General features: G+C 40.3%; 13 protein-coding genes. All 13 read left to right on the plus strand.

Annotated elements, in window-relative coordinates:
• Positions 1 to 4625: ZmpA/ZmpB/ZmpC family metallo-endopeptidase (locus tag HMPREF2613_RS07215; RefSeq protein ID WP_261673984.1), on the plus strand; the 4625-nt coding region annotated here is incomplete at its 5' end.
• A 152-nt stretch (positions 4626 to 4777) separates the two neighbouring features.
• Entirely contained in the window at positions 4778 to 5470 is a 693-nt protein-coding gene (locus HMPREF2613_RS07220; RefSeq protein WP_000240129.1) for a phosphoglycerate mutase, read from the plus strand.
• A gap of 120 nt (positions 5471 to 5590) precedes the next feature.
• Positions 5591 to 6292: an ABC transporter ATP-binding protein gene (locus HMPREF2613_RS07225; RefSeq protein ID WP_070479863.1), complete on the plus strand. Its 702-nt coding sequence runs from the start codon at positions 5591 to 5593 to the stop codon at positions 6290 to 6292.
• Positions 6288 to 8996 carry an ABC transporter permease gene (locus HMPREF2613_RS07230; protein WP_181897283.1) on the plus strand — a complete coding sequence of 903 codons (2709 nt, stop codon included), beginning with the start codon at positions 6288 to 6290 and terminating at the stop codon, positions 8994 to 8996. Before HMPREF2613_RS07225 ends, HMPREF2613_RS07230 begins: the two co-directional genes overlap by 5 nt.
• Positions 8997 to 9140: 144 nt before the next feature.
• Positions 9141 to 9410 (plus strand): 30S ribosomal protein S15, encoded by a 270-nt coding sequence (gene rpsO / locus HMPREF2613_RS07235; RefSeq protein ID WP_001018251.1) that lies wholly within the window; start codon positions 9141 to 9143, stop codon positions 9408 to 9410.
• A 1047-nt stretch (positions 9411 to 10457) separates the two neighbouring features.
• Positions 10458 to 11078 carry a CadD family cadmium resistance transporter gene (locus HMPREF2613_RS07240; protein WP_000531713.1) on the plus strand — a complete coding sequence of 207 codons (621 nt, stop codon included), beginning with the start codon at positions 10458 to 10460 and terminating at the stop codon, positions 11076 to 11078.
• A 380-nt stretch (positions 11079 to 11458) separates the two neighbouring features.
• Entirely contained in the window at positions 11459 to 11737 is a 279-nt protein-coding gene (locus HMPREF2613_RS07245) for a TIGR04197 family type VII secretion effector (protein WP_070479865.1), read from the plus strand.
• Entirely contained in the window at positions 11734 to 12093 is a 360-nt protein-coding gene (locus HMPREF2613_RS07250; protein ID WP_070479866.1) for a DUF3958 family protein, read from the plus strand. Before HMPREF2613_RS07245 ends, HMPREF2613_RS07250 begins: the two co-directional genes overlap by 4 nt.
• Positions 12083 to 13738, plus strand: coding sequence for an LXG domain-containing protein (locus HMPREF2613_RS07255; RefSeq protein ID WP_070479867.1), 1656 nt, complete (start codon positions 12083 to 12085; stop codon positions 13736 to 13738). Before HMPREF2613_RS07250 ends, HMPREF2613_RS07255 begins: the two co-directional genes overlap by 11 nt.
• A gap of 10 nt (positions 13739 to 13748) precedes the next feature.
• Entirely contained in the window at positions 13749 to 14357 is a 609-nt protein-coding gene (locus HMPREF2613_RS07260; protein WP_070479868.1) for a TipC family immunity protein, read from the plus strand.
• Positions 14354 to 14821 carry a hypothetical protein gene (locus HMPREF2613_RS07265; RefSeq protein WP_070479869.1) on the plus strand — a complete coding sequence of 156 codons (468 nt, stop codon included), beginning with the start codon at positions 14354 to 14356 and terminating at the stop codon, positions 14819 to 14821. Before HMPREF2613_RS07260 ends, HMPREF2613_RS07265 begins: the two co-directional genes overlap by 4 nt.
• A 12-nt stretch (positions 14822 to 14833) precedes the next feature.
• The gene (locus HMPREF2613_RS07270) at positions 14834 to 15448 is read left to right on the plus strand and encodes a TipC family immunity protein (RefSeq protein ID WP_070479870.1); all 615 of its coding nucleotides are present in this window, start codon (positions 14834 to 14836) and stop codon (positions 15446 to 15448) included.
• A 4-nt stretch (positions 15449 to 15452) separates the two neighbouring features.
• Positions 15453 to 16064 carry a TipC family immunity protein gene (locus HMPREF2613_RS07275; RefSeq protein WP_070479871.1) on the plus strand — a complete coding sequence of 204 codons (612 nt, stop codon included), beginning with the start codon at positions 15453 to 15455 and terminating at the stop codon, positions 16062 to 16064.
• The last annotated feature ends 74 nt before the right edge of the window (positions 16065 to 16138 follow it).

A 16138-nucleotide genomic window follows, 5' to 3' on the forward strand; every position in this document is an offset into this window, starting at 1 on the left:
GTGAGCAATCAGGAGCTGTTGTAGCCCCTGAGACGGCCGAAAAGCCAGAATATAGAGGAATTCAATCAGGTGCTATTGTCGAACCTGAGCAAGTAATTCCACAACCAGAGTACAAGGGAATTCAATCTGGTGCCATTGTTGAACCTGAAAAGCAGGAACCAGAGGTTGGAGGTGCTCAGTCATGGGCTTTGGTAGAACCAGAAACTGTTGATAAGCCATCCTATACAGGTACCCAGTCCGGAGCGGTTGTTGAACCAGAGCAAGTAACTCCACAACCAGAGTACAAGGGAACTCAATCTGGTGCCATCGTCGAACCAGAGACTCAGGCTTCCTCACCAGAATATAAAGGTGAGCAATCTGGAGCTGTTGTAGCCCCTGAGACAGCTGAAAATCCAGAATATACTGGCACCCAATCTGGAGCAATAGTCAAAGCAGAGAAAATTTCTCCGCTACCTGAATATCAGGGAACTCAAGCTGGTGCGATTGTTGAACCAGAGACCCATGCTTCCTTACCAGAATATAAAGGTGAGCAATCAGGAGCTGTTGTAGCCCCTGAGACAGCCGACAAACCAGAATATACAGGCATCCAATCTGGAGCAATAGTCGGACCAGAACAGGCACCATCGAAACCATCTTATACAGGCACCCAATCGGGAGCAATAGTTGAACCCGAACAAGTTACCCCTCTTCCAGAATATACTGGCAATATTGAGCAAGTAAAACCGGAAACTCCATCTGAAAAACCACAAGAAAAAGATCCAGAAAAAACACTTGAATTAAGAAATGTTTCTGATCTGGAGTTATATAGTCAGACCAATGGTACTTACAAACAACATGTTTCTTTAGACAGTGTTCCAAGTAATATAGACACTTACTTTGTTAAGGTAAAATCGTCGTCATTCAAAGATGTCTATCTACCTGTTGCTTCAATAACTGCAGAAATAAAAAATGGACAATCCGTTTATAAAATCATAGCCAAAGCTGAGAAACTCCAGCAAGAGCTAGAGAATAAATATGTCGATAATTTCACCTTCTATCTCGCAAAAAAGGCCACAGAAGAAACAACAACCTTCACTTCCTTTAGCAACCTGGTTAAAGCTATCAACAAGAATCTCTCTGGAACCTATCATTTAGCGGCCAGCTTGAATGCTAACGAAGTGGAGTTGGGACCTGATGACAGATCTTACATCAAGGGCACCTTTACTGGTCAGTTGATTGGTGAAAAGGATGGCAAGCATTATGCTATTTACAACTTGAAAAAGCCTCTTTTTGAAAGCTTGAGAGGGGCCATAGTAGAAAAGTTGAGCCTAAAAAATGTCTCTATTTCAGGTAAAGATGATATCGGTTCACTGGCCAATGAAGCTACGGATAACACAAAGATTAAGCAAGTTCATGTCGATGGTGTTCTGGCTGGGGAACGTGGTATCGGTGGTTTGTTGGCTAAGGCAGACCAATCAAGCATCACAGAGAGTAGTTTCAAGGGAAGAATTGTTAATACCTACGAAACGACTGCTGCATACAATATTGGTGGTCTGGTCGGTCATTTGACAGGAGGAAGAGCTTCACTGACTAAGTCAAAAGCGACAGTAGCCATTTCATCAAATACGAATAGTTCAGATCAGACTGTTGGTGGGCTAGCAGGTCTAGTAGACCAAGATGCGCATATACAGGATAGCTATGCTGAAGGTGATATCAACAATGTCAAGCACTTTGGTAGAGTTGCGGGTGTGGCTGGATATTTGTGGGATCGAAAGACGAATGAGGAACAGCATGCAGGAAGATTGACCAATGTACTAAGTGATGTCAATGTAACCAACGGGAATGCTATTACCGGTTACCACTATAATGAAATGAAGGTAGCTAATACATTCAGCAACAAAGCTAATAGAGTCTACAATGTCACCTTGGTCAGGGAAGAAGTCGTCAGCAAGGAATCATTTGTGGAAAGAGGAACAATTTTAGATGCTTCTGAAGTGACTAATAAAAAAGCAGAAATCACTCCTTTCACTCCTCCAACAGTGGAGCCCCTTTCAACAAGTGGTAGTAAAGAAAGTGATTTTTCTAAGGTGAATCATTATCAAGCTCAGCGCGCCTTGGCTTATAAAAACATTGAAAAATTGCTACCTTTCTACAACAAGGCAACCGTCGTCAAATACGGAAACCTGGTCAATGAGAACAGTCTTTTATATAAAAAAGAACTCTTGTCAGCAGTCATGATGAAGGATGACCAAGTCATCACAGATATTGTTTCCAACAAACAGACTGCAAACAAACTCTTGCTCCATTACCAGGATCATTCCTCTGAAACATTCCAGCTCAAGTACCAGACTGATTTTGCTAAGTTAGCAGAATATAGTCTAGGAGATACGGGGCTTCTCTATACGCCAAACCAATTCTTGTATAATCAAGAAACGATTATCCAGCAAGTCTTACCAGAATTGAAGAAGGTAAATTATCATTCAGACACTATTAGAAACACACTTGGTATTTCACCAAAAGTGAAGCAAACCGAGCTCTATCTAGAAGAGCAGTTTGCTAAAACGAAGGAGCATCTAGAAGACAGTCTGAGAAAACTCTTGTCAGCGGATGCTGGTCTAGTGGAAAACAATCAAGTAATGACAGGTTACATCGTAGATAAAATTAAGCGCAACAAGGAAGCCTTGCTTCTTGGTATGAGCTATTTAGAGCGTTGGTATAACTTTAGCTATGGTCAGGTTAATATTAAAGACTTGGTCTTGTATCACCTTGATTTCTTTGGAAAAGGAAATGCATCTCCGTTAGATACTTTGATTGAGTTAGGGAAATCAGGATTTAATAATCTGCTTGCTAAGAACAACGTTGATACTTATGGTGTCAGTCTTGCTAGCCATCATGGAACGACAGATTTATTTAGCACGCTAGAAAATTACCGAAAAGTCTTTTTACCAAACACTAGCAACAATGACTGGTTTAAAAAACAGACCAAAGCTTTCATTGTCGAAGAAAAATCCACTATTGCAGAGGTCAAAGCCAAGCAAGAGCAAGCAGGGACTAAGTATTCTATCGGTGTTTATGACCGAATTACTAGTAGTACTTGGAAATACCGCAATATGGTCTTGCCTCTCCTTACTTTGCCAGAAAGATCAGTCTTTGTCATCTCAACCTTGTCTAGCCTAGGATTTGGCGCTTACGATCGCTACCGCAATAGTGACTATAAGGCTGGAGATGAACTCAATAAGTTTGTTGAAGAGAATGCGCGTGAAACAGCCAAGCGTCAGCGAGATCACTACGATTATTGGTATCGTATTTTGGATAAACAGTCACGTGAAAAACTCTATCGTACGATCCTGCTTTATGATGCCTATAAGTTTGGTGATGATCATACTGAAGGAAAGGCTTCAACAATCGCAGACTTTGAGAATTCAAATCCTGCAATGCAACATTTCTTTGGACCAGTTGGTAACAAGGTGGTTCATAATCATCACGGTGCATACGCAACAGGAGATGGTGTCTATTATATGTCTTACCGTATGTTGGATAAGGATGGCGCTATTACGTATACCCATGAGATGACCCATGATTCAGATCAGGATATCTATCTTGGTGGCTATGGTAGAAGAAGTGGTCTTGGTCCTGAGTTCTTTGCTAAAGGCTTATTACAAGCGCCAGATCATCCAAATGATGCAACCATTACTATTAACTCAATCTTGAAACATTCAAAATCAGATAGCTTAGAAGGATCCCGTCTACAAGTCTTAGATCCGACGGAACGATTCAAAGATGCATCCGATCTCCAAAAATATGTTCATAACATGTTTGACCTCATCTATCTGTTGGAATATCTTGAAGGGCAATCAATCGTTAAGAAACTGAATGTTTCCCAGAAAATGGAAGCTCTCAGAAAAATTGAGAACAAGTATGTGAAAGATCCAGCAGACGGAAATGATGTTTATGCTACTAATGTTGTGAAAGATTTGACTGAAGAAGAAGCCCAAAAATTGACTAGCTTTGAGAGTTTGATTGACAATAATATTCTTTCGGCTCGTGAGTATCAGGCTGGCACTTATGAGAGAAATGGCTACTTTACGATTAAACTCTTTGCACCAATCTTTTCAGCATTGAGCAGTGAGAAAGGAACTCCTGGAGATCTTATGGGACGCCGGATAGCTTATGAACTCTTAGCTGCTAAAGGATTTAAAGAAGGTATGGTCCCATATATTTCCAACCAATATGAAGAAATTGCTAAACAAAATGGTCAGACAATCAACCTCTACGGTAAAAAGCAAGGATTAGTGACAGATAAGCTTGTTTTAGAAAAGCTATTTGGTGGTCAGTATTCATCTTGGGCAGCCTTTAAAAAAGCTATGTATCAAGAGCGCGTTGCTCAGTTTGATCATTTGAATAAAATTACTTTTAAAGATCCGACGCAATCATGGATGAGCAATGCCACGAAAACAATTCAAAGAGTAAAAGAATTGCAAGAACTCATGGACCAAGCTGTTCTCAAGGATGCAGAAGGTACGCGTTGGAGTGACTATAACCCAGAAACTGACAGTGCCGTCCATAAACTTAAGAGAGCAGTCTTTAAAGCCTACCTAGATCAAACAAATGACTTCAGAACTTCTATTTTTACAAATAAAAAGTAATGAATTATAGAAGTTGCTAATCAGGATGAGAGGACTTTACTTCCTGACTGTCAGAACTTGTCGATTTTAACTAGCTTTTTTGTGAAAAATTGTGTAAAATAGAATAGATAAACGAGGGGAAACCTCGGAAAATTTAAAGGAGAATCCATCTAATGGTAAAATTGGTTTTTGCTCGCCACGGTGAGTCTGAATGGAACAAAGCTAACCTTTTCACTGGTTGGGCTGATGTTGATTTGTCTGAAAAAGGTACACAACAAGCGATTGACGCTGGTAAATTGATCAAAGAAGCTGGTATCGAATTTGACCAAGCTTACACTTCAGTATTGAAACGTGCGATCAAAACAACTAACTTGGCTCTTGAAGCTTCTGACCAATTGTGGGTTCCAGTTGAAAAATCATGGCGTTTGAACGAACGTCACTACGGTGGTTTGACTGGTAAAAACAAAGCTGAAGCTGCTGAACAATTTGGTGATGAGCAAGTTCACATCTGGCGTCGTTCATACGATGTATTGCCTCCAAACATGGACCGTGATGATGAGCACTCAGCTCACACAGACCGTCGTTACGCTTCACTTGACGACTCAGTTATTCCAGATGCTGAAAACTTGAAAGTGACTTTGGAACGTGCCCTTCCATTCTGGGAAGATAAAATCGCTCCAGCTCTTAAAGATGGTAAAAACGTATTCGTAGGAGCTCACGGTAACTCAATCCGTGCCCTTGTAAAACACATCAAAGGTTTGTCAGATGACGAAATCATGGATGTGGAAATCCCTAACTTCCCACCATTGGTATTCGAATTCGACGAAAAATTGAACGTAGTTTCTGAATACTACCTTGGAAAATAATTTATAGACAGAAATCCTAGGAATTCCTAGGATTTTTTGTATTTGCTGCTGGTTTCCAACTAGTTGAAAAAGCGTTATAATGGTAGTAGGAAGTAATTTGTTTGAGAGAAGGTGGCTCTGATGGCTTATATTGAGATGAAACACTGTTACAAGAGTTATCAGGTTGGGGATACGGAGATTGTGGCCAATCGTGATGTGAATTTTGAGATTGAAAAGGGTGAATTGGTTATCATTCTAGGTGCATCTGGTGCGGGCAAGTCAACGGTTCTTAATCTTCTTGGGGGAATGGATACCAATGACGAAGGGGAAATCTGGATTGATGGTGCCAATATTGCAGACTACAATTCCCACCAGAGAACCAATTACCGCCGCAATGATGTAGGTTTTGTTTTTCAGTTTTATAATCTAGTTTCCAACCTAACAGCTAAGGAAAATGTGGAGTTGGCCTCAGAAATTGTGACAGATGCCTTGGATCCTGAGCAAGTCTTGACAGATGTAGGTCTGGCTCATCGGATGAATAACTTTCCAGCCCAGCTTTCTGGAGGGGAGCAACAGCGAGTCTCCATTGCACGCGCTGTAGCCAAAAATCCTAAAATCCTCCTCTGTGATGAGCCTACTGGAGCCTTGGATTATCAGACAGGCAAGCAGGTTTTGAAAATCCTCCAAGACATGTCTCGTCAACAGGGAGCGACGGTAATCATCGTGACTCACAATAGCTCGCTAGCTCCTATCGCAGACCGGGTGATTCACATGCGTGATGCCACTGTTATGAGAGTAACAATCAATGAGCATCCACAGGCTATCGATACATTGGAGTATTAGTATGAAAAAAACATACCGAAAAGACTTGCTCCAGTCGGTGACTGCTTCCAAAGGACGCTTTTTATCTATCTTGACCTTGATGATGCTGGGTTCTTTAGCCCTAGTTGGTCTCAAAGTGGCCAGTCCAAACATGGAACGTACGGCTGAGGATTATCTCCGTAAAGCAAATACCTTGGATCTGGCAGTGATAGCTGATTATGGCTTGGATAAAGAGGATCGAGACGAACTAAAGACCCTTCAAGGAGCAAGTGTTGAGTTTGGCTATATGGCAGATCTAACCGTTGAAAATAGTGAAGAAGCGGTTCGACTTTATTCTAAGCCAGAGGGAATTTCAACTTTTCAAGTGATAGAAGGGCGACTGCCAGAAGCTGATGAGGAAATTTCCTTGGCAGATTTCTGGAAAGACCGCTATCAGATTGGGCAGACTATCACCTTTAGCAAGAAAGAAGAAGGGAAGACCGTCATAAAATCCCAATCTTTCACCATTATTGGATTTGTTCAGTCGGGTGAGATACTTTCTCAAGAAGACTTGGGAGGGGCTAGTAGTGGAAATGGAAGCTTGGCTGGCTATGGAGTGATTTTACCCAGTCAGTTTGACTCAGATGTTTATAGAATTGCGCGTGTGCGCTATGATGATTTAAAAAATTTGGATGCTTTTTCATCAGACTATAGAAGCAAACGAGATCAACACCAGGAAGACTTACAAAACTTGCTTGCCGCTAATGGTCAAAAAAGATTGGCAAGTATCAAAGCAAATGGGCAAAAGAGCTTGGAAGATGGAAAAGAGCAGCTCCAAACAGCTGACGGTAACCTTCAAAAAGGCAAGAGTCAGTTAGAACAGGCTGAAAGTCGATTGAAAACGCAAGAAGAACAAGTGACCGCTTTGCCTGAGCCTCAAAAGAGTCAAGCCAAGGAGCAATTGACAAAAGCTAAGGAAGAATTGGCTACAGAAAAAGAAAAAATGGCTCAGACAGAGAGTAATCTAGCCAAGGAAAAAGAGAAGCTTGAACAACGCCAGAAAGAGCTTGATGAACTGGCAGAGCCTACTTACCATGTATACAACCGCCAAACCATGCCAGGCGGTCAAGGCTATCTCATGTACAGTAACGCTTCAGCAAGTATTCGTTCTGTCGGGAATATCTTTCCCGTGGTGCTTTATATGGTCGCTGCAATGGTAACCTTTACAACTATGACTCGCTTTGTGGATGAAGAGCGTACCAATGCTGGTATTTTCAAGGCCCTAGGTTACCAGAATAAAGATATTGTTGCCAAGTTTGTCCTCTATGGTTTTCTTGCAGGAACTGTGGGAACCGTTTTAGGAACGCTTCTAGGACATTATCTCCTTGCAGGCGTGATTTCGGATGTTATAACAGCTGGAATGGTCGTTGGGAAAAGTCAGGAGTATTTCTACTGGTCTTATAGCCTTCTTGCCCTGGCCTTAAGTTGGGTATCCAGTGTCTTGCCAGCTTATCTAGTGGCACGGAGGGAATTGCACGATGAAGCAGCCCAACTTTTGCTGCCCAAACCTCCCGTTAAGGGATCAAAGATTTTGCTGGAACGCCTGAGCTTTATTTGGAGTCGTTTGAGCTTCACTCATAAGGTTACGGCGCGAAATATTTTCCGTTATAAGCAACGGATGTTGATGACCATTTTTGGAGTTGCGGGTTCGGTTGCTCTCCTATTTGCAGGTCTTGGCATTCAGTCTTCTGTGGGAGGAGTTGTCGATCGTCAATTTGAACAAATCCAGCAATACCAGATGATTGTAGCGGAAAAGAGCAGTGCAACGGAGCAAGAAAAAGCAGACCTAGAAAGTGCCTTGCAATTTGAGCCTATCCATGCTTATCAAAAAATTTACTCTAAATCCATTGAAAAAGATTTCAAAGGAAAAGCAGGACTTCAGACTATTACCATAATGGTTACAAGCCGAGAAAGTTTCAAACCCTTTATCGCATTAGAGGAAAATGGCCAAGAGGTGCAGGTCACAGATGGAGCAGTCGTAAGTCAAAAACTAGCTCAACTAGCAGATGTTACGGTTGGAGACAAGCTGGAGCTTGATGGGAAAGAAATCAAGGTATCGGCTATTTCTGAAAACTATGTTGGACACTTTGTTTATCTCAACCGAGCGACATACGAACAAGTCTACGGTACCAGTCCACAAGACAATACCTACCTAGTAAAATTAAAAGAGCCAACACCATTAAATACGGAGAAAGAAGCTGCGGCCTTTATGAAAAAAACTGCTGTTTCTGGGGTGGTCCAAAATGCAACGGCTATCCACCTCTTTGAATCTGTAGCCAATTCTCTCAATAAAACAATGGCAATCCTTATCCTTGTTTCCGTCTTGCTAGCCATTGTCATTCTTTACAATCTCACCAATATCAATGTGGCAGAACGTATCCGTGAACTTTCCACCATCAAGGTTCTCGGTTTCCATAATAAAGAAGTGACCCTCTATATCTACCGCGAGACCATGGTGCTGTCCTTTGTGGGGATTGTTCTCGGTTTGGTAGCCGGCTACTATTTACATCAATTTTTGATTCAAATGATCTCACCTGCCACCATACTTTTTTATCCACGAGTCAGCTGGGAAGTCTATGCTCTTCCAATCGTCGCAGTGACTGTAATCTTAGCCTTACTGGGCCTCTTTGTCAATCACCACTTGAGAAAGGTAGATATGCTTGAAGCCCTGAAATCAGTAGAGTAAGTTAATTTTTTAAAAAGTAAATCTGTTGACAAAGTCTCTGCTTCTTGGTAGAATAAGAACTGTCGTAAAGACAAATAACTTCTTCTTGGTTACAGGCATGCCAACCTGTCACTCGGATGAAGCCAAATAAAAAGGAGAAACATCATGGCAATCTCAAAAGAGAAAAAAAATGAAATCATCGCACAATATGCACGTCACGAAGGTGATACAGGTTCAGTAGAGGTTCAAGTTGCTGTCCTTACTTGGGAAATCAACCACCTTAACGAACACATCAAACAACACAAAAAAGACCACGCTACTTACCGTGGATTGATGAAGAAAATCGGTCGCCGTCGTAACTTGCTTGCATATTTGCGTAAAAACGACGTTAACCGTTACCGTGAGTTGATCAACTCTCTAGGACTTCGTCGCTAATCATGATGCTAAGGGCGTAAGAAATCCGTATGAAAATAGGGAAACGACACCGTGTTCGATGAACACAAGGAGTTTCATCTTTTTCACTAGGATTTTAGCCCGGGCTCAAATCAGCTCTCTGACTTCAGAGGGCTTTTTGTTTTTATCTGCTTGCTTAGGCCGTGTTCAATTAACAAGATACAAAGGCCGTCAAAAGCACAAAGCAAAAATAGGAAAATTGACGAAGAAACTTCAGTTTCTAGGAGATTTTATCTTTTTTGCCAAGTGCTTAGGCCGTGTTCAATTGAGCATATCTTGATAATGAAGCTACTCCATTGGGTAGCTTTTTTGTATGGATTTTAGCCCGAGCTCAAATCAGCTCTCTGATCTCAGGGGGCTTTTTTATTGAGGTTTTATCGGTCACAATTTTGGAGACTACAAAAACTTGAAGCTAAAGCTCCCAGCATTGTACGATGTTTTATCGGTCATAATTTTGGAGACCACAAAAACTCCTGCCAATGTGACTTATTATACCTTTGAGTTTTATCAGTCATAATTTTGGAGACCACAAAAACCAGCGATTACGCGAACTTTGTCGCCTTTTTGTTTTATCGGTCATAATTTTAGAGACTACAAAAACAGCGTCTGCTTTTGGCGAAATTGCAAAGCAGTTTTATCGGTCACAATTTTAGAGACTACAAAAACCTCGGAGTCATGCTAGGGGTAAATGGAGCAGTTTTATCGGTCACAATTTTAGAGACTACAAAAACCTCAAATGGTATCAGCTAATGACACCATAAAGGTGTGCAGCTACTCGGCTTGAAAAGCCGAGTAGCTGTCTGCAAGCCCCCTCGGAGAGCCCACACTTTACGAAGTAAAGTATAGTATGTTATACTTTACATGGAAGTAGTCACCGAATTCCAGTTAGAAATTACTTTGTAACTACGTTTTGAGGAGGAGTAAAATGCTTTCCTATGTTCGACATTACCCACTAGCGATAGCTAAATTAATGTGTCTGTGCTCTCCTAAAATCTGCTGATTTATTACTGACTAATACAGGAGGTTTTTATGGGACAGACAATCATATCTGCTATTGGTGTTTATATTTCCACCAGTATCGATTATTTAATTATTTTATTTATTTTATTTGCACAGCTATCACAGAATAAACAAAAATGGCATATTTATGCGGGACAATATCTAGGCACAGGCTTACTTGTAGGGGCGAGTTTAGTTGCTGCTTATGTCGTTAATTTCGTGCCTGAAGAATGGATGGTTGGATTGCTTGGTTTAATCCCTATCTATTTAGGGATTCGCTTTGCAATTGTTGGAGAAGGTGAGGAAGAAGAGGAAGAAGAGGAAGAAATTATTGAAAGATTAGAACAAAGCAAGGCAAATCAACTGTTTTGGACAGTTACATTGCTAACAATTGCGTCTGGCGGAGATAATTTAGGTATCTATATACCTTATTTTGCTTCGTTAGATTGGTCACAGACCCTCGTGGCTTTGCTTGTGTTTGTAATCGGCATAATTATCTTATGCGAGATTAGTCGGGTGTTATCCTCTATTCCGTTAATATTCGAGACAATTGAAAAATACGAGCGAATCATTGTGCCCTTAGTATTCATTCTACTTGGACTATACATCATGTATGAAAATGGCACGATAGAGACTTTTCTGACCGTGTAGATTTTTTGTTTCACTAGGATTTTAGCCCGGGCTCAAATCAGCTCTCTGATTTTCAGAGGGCTTTTTATGTTGTCACTTTACCTCGCGATATACTCGAGTATAATCTTCGGTTACGGTTCCTAGAACTATAAGGTAAAATAAACCAGATTTTCTCCCTTCGTGTAGATTTTATCTTTTTTGCCAAGTGCTTAGTCCGTGTTCAATTGAGCATAGCTTGATAATGAAGCTAGTCTAATTAGGTAGCTTTTTAGATATAAAACTATTTTATTATCTAAATATAGAATAAATTAGGGCTTGCATTCAAAACATGGTATAATAGGTCTATATAGCTAAATAAAGTAAACCTATCACAAGGGATTGAGAAAAAGGATAGAACAGTCATGTCAACAGTAAAAAGTGATCTAAATATTGCGCAAACATATGCGAGTCAGCTGAAAAATGCTTGTCAATCGTTAACAGCAATTGCTGTGGCTAGTCAAGATGATCGAACGACCCTTCAAGGGAATAACAAAGCCCATCAATGTCTGACAAAGTCTCAAAATCTAGCTAGTCAGATTTCGGCAGCCGTCACCCTGACTTCAGAACGACTGCACTCTATAGCGAGTGATTTTGAGGCGCTAGATGAAGCGGGTGCCAATGGTTTTAGGAGTCATGCATGAGCAAGTTAGATGAGTTGAAGAAAAGAGAGCGAGACCTCTTGTACCAACTAGAAGACAATGGAAAAGAGAAATATCGCACCAAAGAACTGATAGAAACCTTTGAAGGGTATGATAGAGCTAGTCACCGTTATCAAAATGATTTGTGGGAGGCGGCCTATCAGAGCCGATATGCAGGACAGTTGGAAGAAACACTCCTACAAAGAAACCAACTTAAAAACCAAATTCTTGAGAAGCTCAGCTATCGCATGGATGATTTGAAAAAAGAAAAGTTCCGATTAGAGGGAGACTTGGATGAGGTCTACTATGAAAGACGCAAAGAACTAGAAAGAGAGGAGGAAAAACGACATGGGCATTGATATGTACTTAGAACAATCCCAACTACAAAGTTCGAGTGTAGCAAGCATGTGCCAATCTCAGGTTGAGGCTTATCAAGACTTGCAATCAGCCATCAAAAAGTTTTCAGAAGATACAGAGAGTCTAAAGGGCGATGCTTATAATTCGGCTAGAAGTTTTTTTGCAAGTGTCTTATTACCCTTGAGCAAAGGGGGACAACTCTATGCGGAAACCTTCTCTCAAGCTATCAAGAAATTACCAGAAGACTACCAAACGATGGTCGACAGCAAGAGTTGGCGGGAGGATGATCTACTTGATAAGATCCGCCAGGAAGAGCAAATGATTGCCTATCTAGATGAAGTCAATCAATCCTTTTCTAGCTTGACCATGGATAGTGAAGAAAAGGGGAGATTGAGACGCAGTAATGTGGAACTCATGCGAGGACACCATGCGAATAAACGCGTCTATGAAACGATCTTGAGAGACCTGCGCGCCTATGATAGCTATTCAGGAGGACTGTTCGATGAACTAGACAGTATCGATGTGCAGTTGAGTCGTGGACTGGCCCAAATCGAAACGAGCTGGGATGCCAAGACAGGGGTCTTTAAAGTCCCATCTGACCTGACTTGGGCCAACTACCTGACTGCCTATTCTGACACAAAGGATATGAAGCTCAGTCGCCAAGAGAAGGCCTTTGTCCAGACCATGATGGCAGAGTACGGCTTTGACGCAGAGACAGCCCAACAGCTCTTGACCATCAAGCAAGGGATAGATAAGAAGTTCCCAACCTCAAGTCAAGAGTTTCGTGACTATATCTTTTTGCGAGTCGTCGGTGCGGCAAATTATAATGAATTCCAGTGGAACGAAACGGCGGGTCATTTGAAAACTTATTTTTATGATGTGACTGTTGGCAGTTCGATTACAGGAAAATCAAGAACAGTAGAAAAACCGCTTCTTGAAATTTTTAAAGAACTTGGAATCAAAGATGAAACAGATGCAAAGAAATTGATATATAATCTTAGACTGCAGCATGAAATGGCGGGTGGTGAATATGACAGTATAGATGACATTAAGACTACTGATAAAGAAAAAGGCTCAAATTATTATGCTTCTTATAAAAAATCATTTGAAGAAGTTTATGGTACTAGGATTGATTTTGATACGTTTTGGGATAGCAAACTGAAGGCCTATTCTAACAACAGAGCAGGTCACGCAGACTTTACCCACCAGTCCATTACTATGGCGACTCACCTTAATCCTAATCAAGTTCAGTTAGCCGATCTCTATGGCGGTAGAGAGCGTGTCAAGGACCTTTCTGGCTGGGAGGGAGACACGACAAAAAATGCTACGGATAAAAAACCAAGCATTGGTGAAGATGACTACAAGGCAGACCTTGATTCAGTCAATCTTATCGGCCGGATGCAACAGGGGCAATCCTATGACCAAGCCATATCTTCCTATTATGCTGACCTTCAAAAGGATTCGACTCTTAGAGAAAGAGAATTCTTAAAAAATAAAGATTGGAAGCATGTCAGAAGTACTATTTATGCTAGTATCCTTCCATTAGAGGTTATGGAAAAAGGGGAGGATGCGATTAAAGCATACATTGAAAGTAACTATTCAGGTGTATCCAAGTTTTTAAACCGCTTGGAATCCTTGGCGGAGTAGGAGGATGATGATGAAGAAAATACTAGGTGTTTTAACAATAGTTGTATTACTTGTATCTGTTTGTTTTTACTTTTTTCCTAAACAACCTAAAAACATTTTTGATGAAATTTACCAAGAAACGGAGAAAACATATCGGTCAAATAATATTTTAAGGCATATAGATGGGTTTAAAATCAGACCAGATTGGCCAAGTGACGACCCTAATATTTCGTATACTCCTTTTGGAAAGTATGAAACTCTAACCAAAGGCTATAGTGATATAACCATTCACTTTAATTTTGGAGAAGGGATAAAGGGAGTGTCGATTCGTTTTGAAAGAAAGACTAATTCGAATATTACCCTATGGTATTCAGCACACTATAATCTGCAAAAGAAAGTGCTCAAAAAGAAACTTGCGATTTTTGAAGAGCCAAGGAAACCAGGCCAATTTATTGATGATGAAGAAAAAGTAAGAGAATATTTAAGAAAAAATAATATTTCCAAAGAAGAATTAGAGAAGGACTATGACGAAATCGTCAACCAGAAAGTCTTGAAAGATTGGTGCTCGATTTATGACAGCAAGTTCTCGCCAAGTAACTATGGCGATGTCAAGATTGAAACCCAGTGGGAGAATTGGTGATAGGTCACGCAGACTTTACCCACCAGTCCATTACCATGGCTACTCATCTAAATCCTAGCAGTTTCCAGTTATCCGACGTCTATGGCGGTATAGAGCATGTCAAGGACCTTTCAGGGTGGGAGGGAGACACGACCTTTAACGCTACGGATAAGAAACCAAGTATTGGTGAGGATGATTACAAGGCAGATTTGGACTCGGTCAACCTTATCGGTCGGATGCAAGAGGGGCAATCCTATGACCAAGCCATATCTTCTTACTATGCTGACCTTCAAAAAGACTCTTCTCAGAGAGAAAGAGAATTTTTGAAAAATAAAGATTGGAAAAAGGTCAAAGGTACAATCTACGCAGGGGTAGCGCCTGCGGATATACTGAGAAAGGGTGAGGCATCTATTAAAGAGTATATTGAAGAAAAATACCCAGAAGTATCCGCATTTTTAAATCGTTTAGAGGCTGTGGCAGACTAGGAGGAAAAGTTAATGAAGAAACTACTAGGTATAACAGCGTTAATGTCGTTTATCATATTCATCTGTTTTTACTTTTTTCCTAAACAACCAAAAAATATTTTTGATGAGATTTACCAAGAAACTGAGAAAACCTATCGAACAAATAATATTTTAAGGCATATAGATGGCTTTGAAATTAGTCCAGGTTGGCCAAGTGATGGAGAGTATTCTAAATATTATCCGTTTGGAACTTATAATAAAGACCATACCCCAGAAGAGTATTTTGAAGTAGAAATTAGTTTTAATTTTGCTACAAAAACACAGTTAAGTTCAATCTCATTTGAAAAGCGAATCGGGCCAAACGTTAGAGTTCGCTTATGGAATAAATATATTCGTAAGGATCGTGTTTTGAAAAAATTTGTCAAAATAGGTTTGAAGAAAGCAGATACGGAAACTTATATTGAAGACGAAGCTCAGGTGAAATCCTATCTAGAGCAGTACGGTATCACTGCCAAGGATTTGGATTCTTACTACGACGAAATCGTCAACCAGAAAGTTTTGAAAGATTGGTGCTCGATTTATGACAGCAAGTATTCTCCAAGCAACTATGGTGAGGTCAAGATTGAAACCCAGTGGGAGAATTGGTGACAATATGAAGAAAATATTCAGTTTATTGGCTTTAGTCTTACTAGTTGTATTATTTTGTTTTTACTTTTTTCCTAAACAACCTAAAAATATTTTTGATGAAATTTACCAAGAAACGGAGAAAACCTATCGGTCAAATAATATTTTAAGAAACATAGATGGGTTTAAAATCAGACCCGATTGGCCAACTGATGATCCTAATATCTCTCAAAATCCATTTGGATTGTATACTAGTAAAAGCAACCCTCAAAACTTTAATAATATATCTATTGATTTTAATTTCAAAAATTATTCTAACGAGCTGTTTGTTTCATTTGAGAAGAAAATATCTGGGGATGTGAAGTTATGGATGATTAGTAAGTATAGCCAAAAAACTAAAATGATCACAAAGTCAATTCAGATAGTATTATCAGGAAATGAGGATAGCTATATCGAAGACGAAGCTCAGGTGAAATCCTATCTAGAGCAGTACGGTATCACTGCCAAGGACTTGGACTCTTACTACGACGAAATCGTCAACCAGAAAGTCTTGAAAGACTGGTGCACGATTTATGACAGTAAGTATTCGCCAAGCAACTATGGTGAGGTGAAAGTCGAAACCCAGTGGGAGAATTGGTGACATAAAGATTCTCACTAATTATATAAACAGGTGGCTCTCTATTTTCAGAGGGCTTTTTATGTTGTCACTTTACC

Source organism: Streptococcus sp. HMSC070B10 (assembly GCF_001808665.1).
GTDB lineage: Bacteria > Bacillota > Bacilli > Lactobacillales > Streptococcaceae > Streptococcus.

Excerpts from the sequence above, each read along its gene's own strand:
- HMPREF2613_RS07220 (WP_000240129.1), top strand. The coding sequence starts at position 4,778 with ATGGTAAAATTGGTTTTTGCTCGCCACGGTGAGTCTGAATGGAACAAA.
- HMPREF2613_RS07225 (WP_070479863.1), top strand. The coding sequence starts at position 5,591 with ATGGCTTATATTGAGATGAAACACTGTTACAAGAGTTATCAGGTTGGG.
- rpsO (WP_001018251.1), top strand. The coding sequence starts at position 9,141 with ATGGCAATCTCAAAAGAGAAAAAAAATGAAATCATCGCACAATATGCA.
- HMPREF2613_RS07240 (WP_000531713.1), top strand. The coding sequence starts at position 10,458 with ATGGGACAGACAATCATATCTGCTATTGGTGTTTATATTTCCACCAGT.
- HMPREF2613_RS07245 (WP_070479865.1), top strand. The coding sequence starts at position 11,459 with ATGTCAACAGTAAAAAGTGATCTAAATATTGCGCAAACATATGCGAGT.
- HMPREF2613_RS07250 (WP_070479866.1), top strand. The coding sequence starts at position 11,734 with ATGAGCAAGTTAGATGAGTTGAAGAAAAGAGAGCGAGACCTCTTGTAC.
- HMPREF2613_RS07255 (WP_070479867.1), top strand. The coding sequence starts at position 12,083 with ATGGGCATTGATATGTACTTAGAACAATCCCAACTACAAAGTTCGAGT.
- HMPREF2613_RS07260 (WP_070479868.1), top strand. The coding sequence starts at position 13,749 with ATGAAGAAAATACTAGGTGTTTTAACAATAGTTGTATTACTTGTATCT.
- HMPREF2613_RS07270 (WP_070479870.1), top strand. The coding sequence starts at position 14,834 with ATGAAGAAACTACTAGGTATAACAGCGTTAATGTCGTTTATCATATTC.
- HMPREF2613_RS07275 (WP_070479871.1), top strand. The coding sequence starts at position 15,453 with ATGAAGAAAATATTCAGTTTATTGGCTTTAGTCTTACTAGTTGTATTA.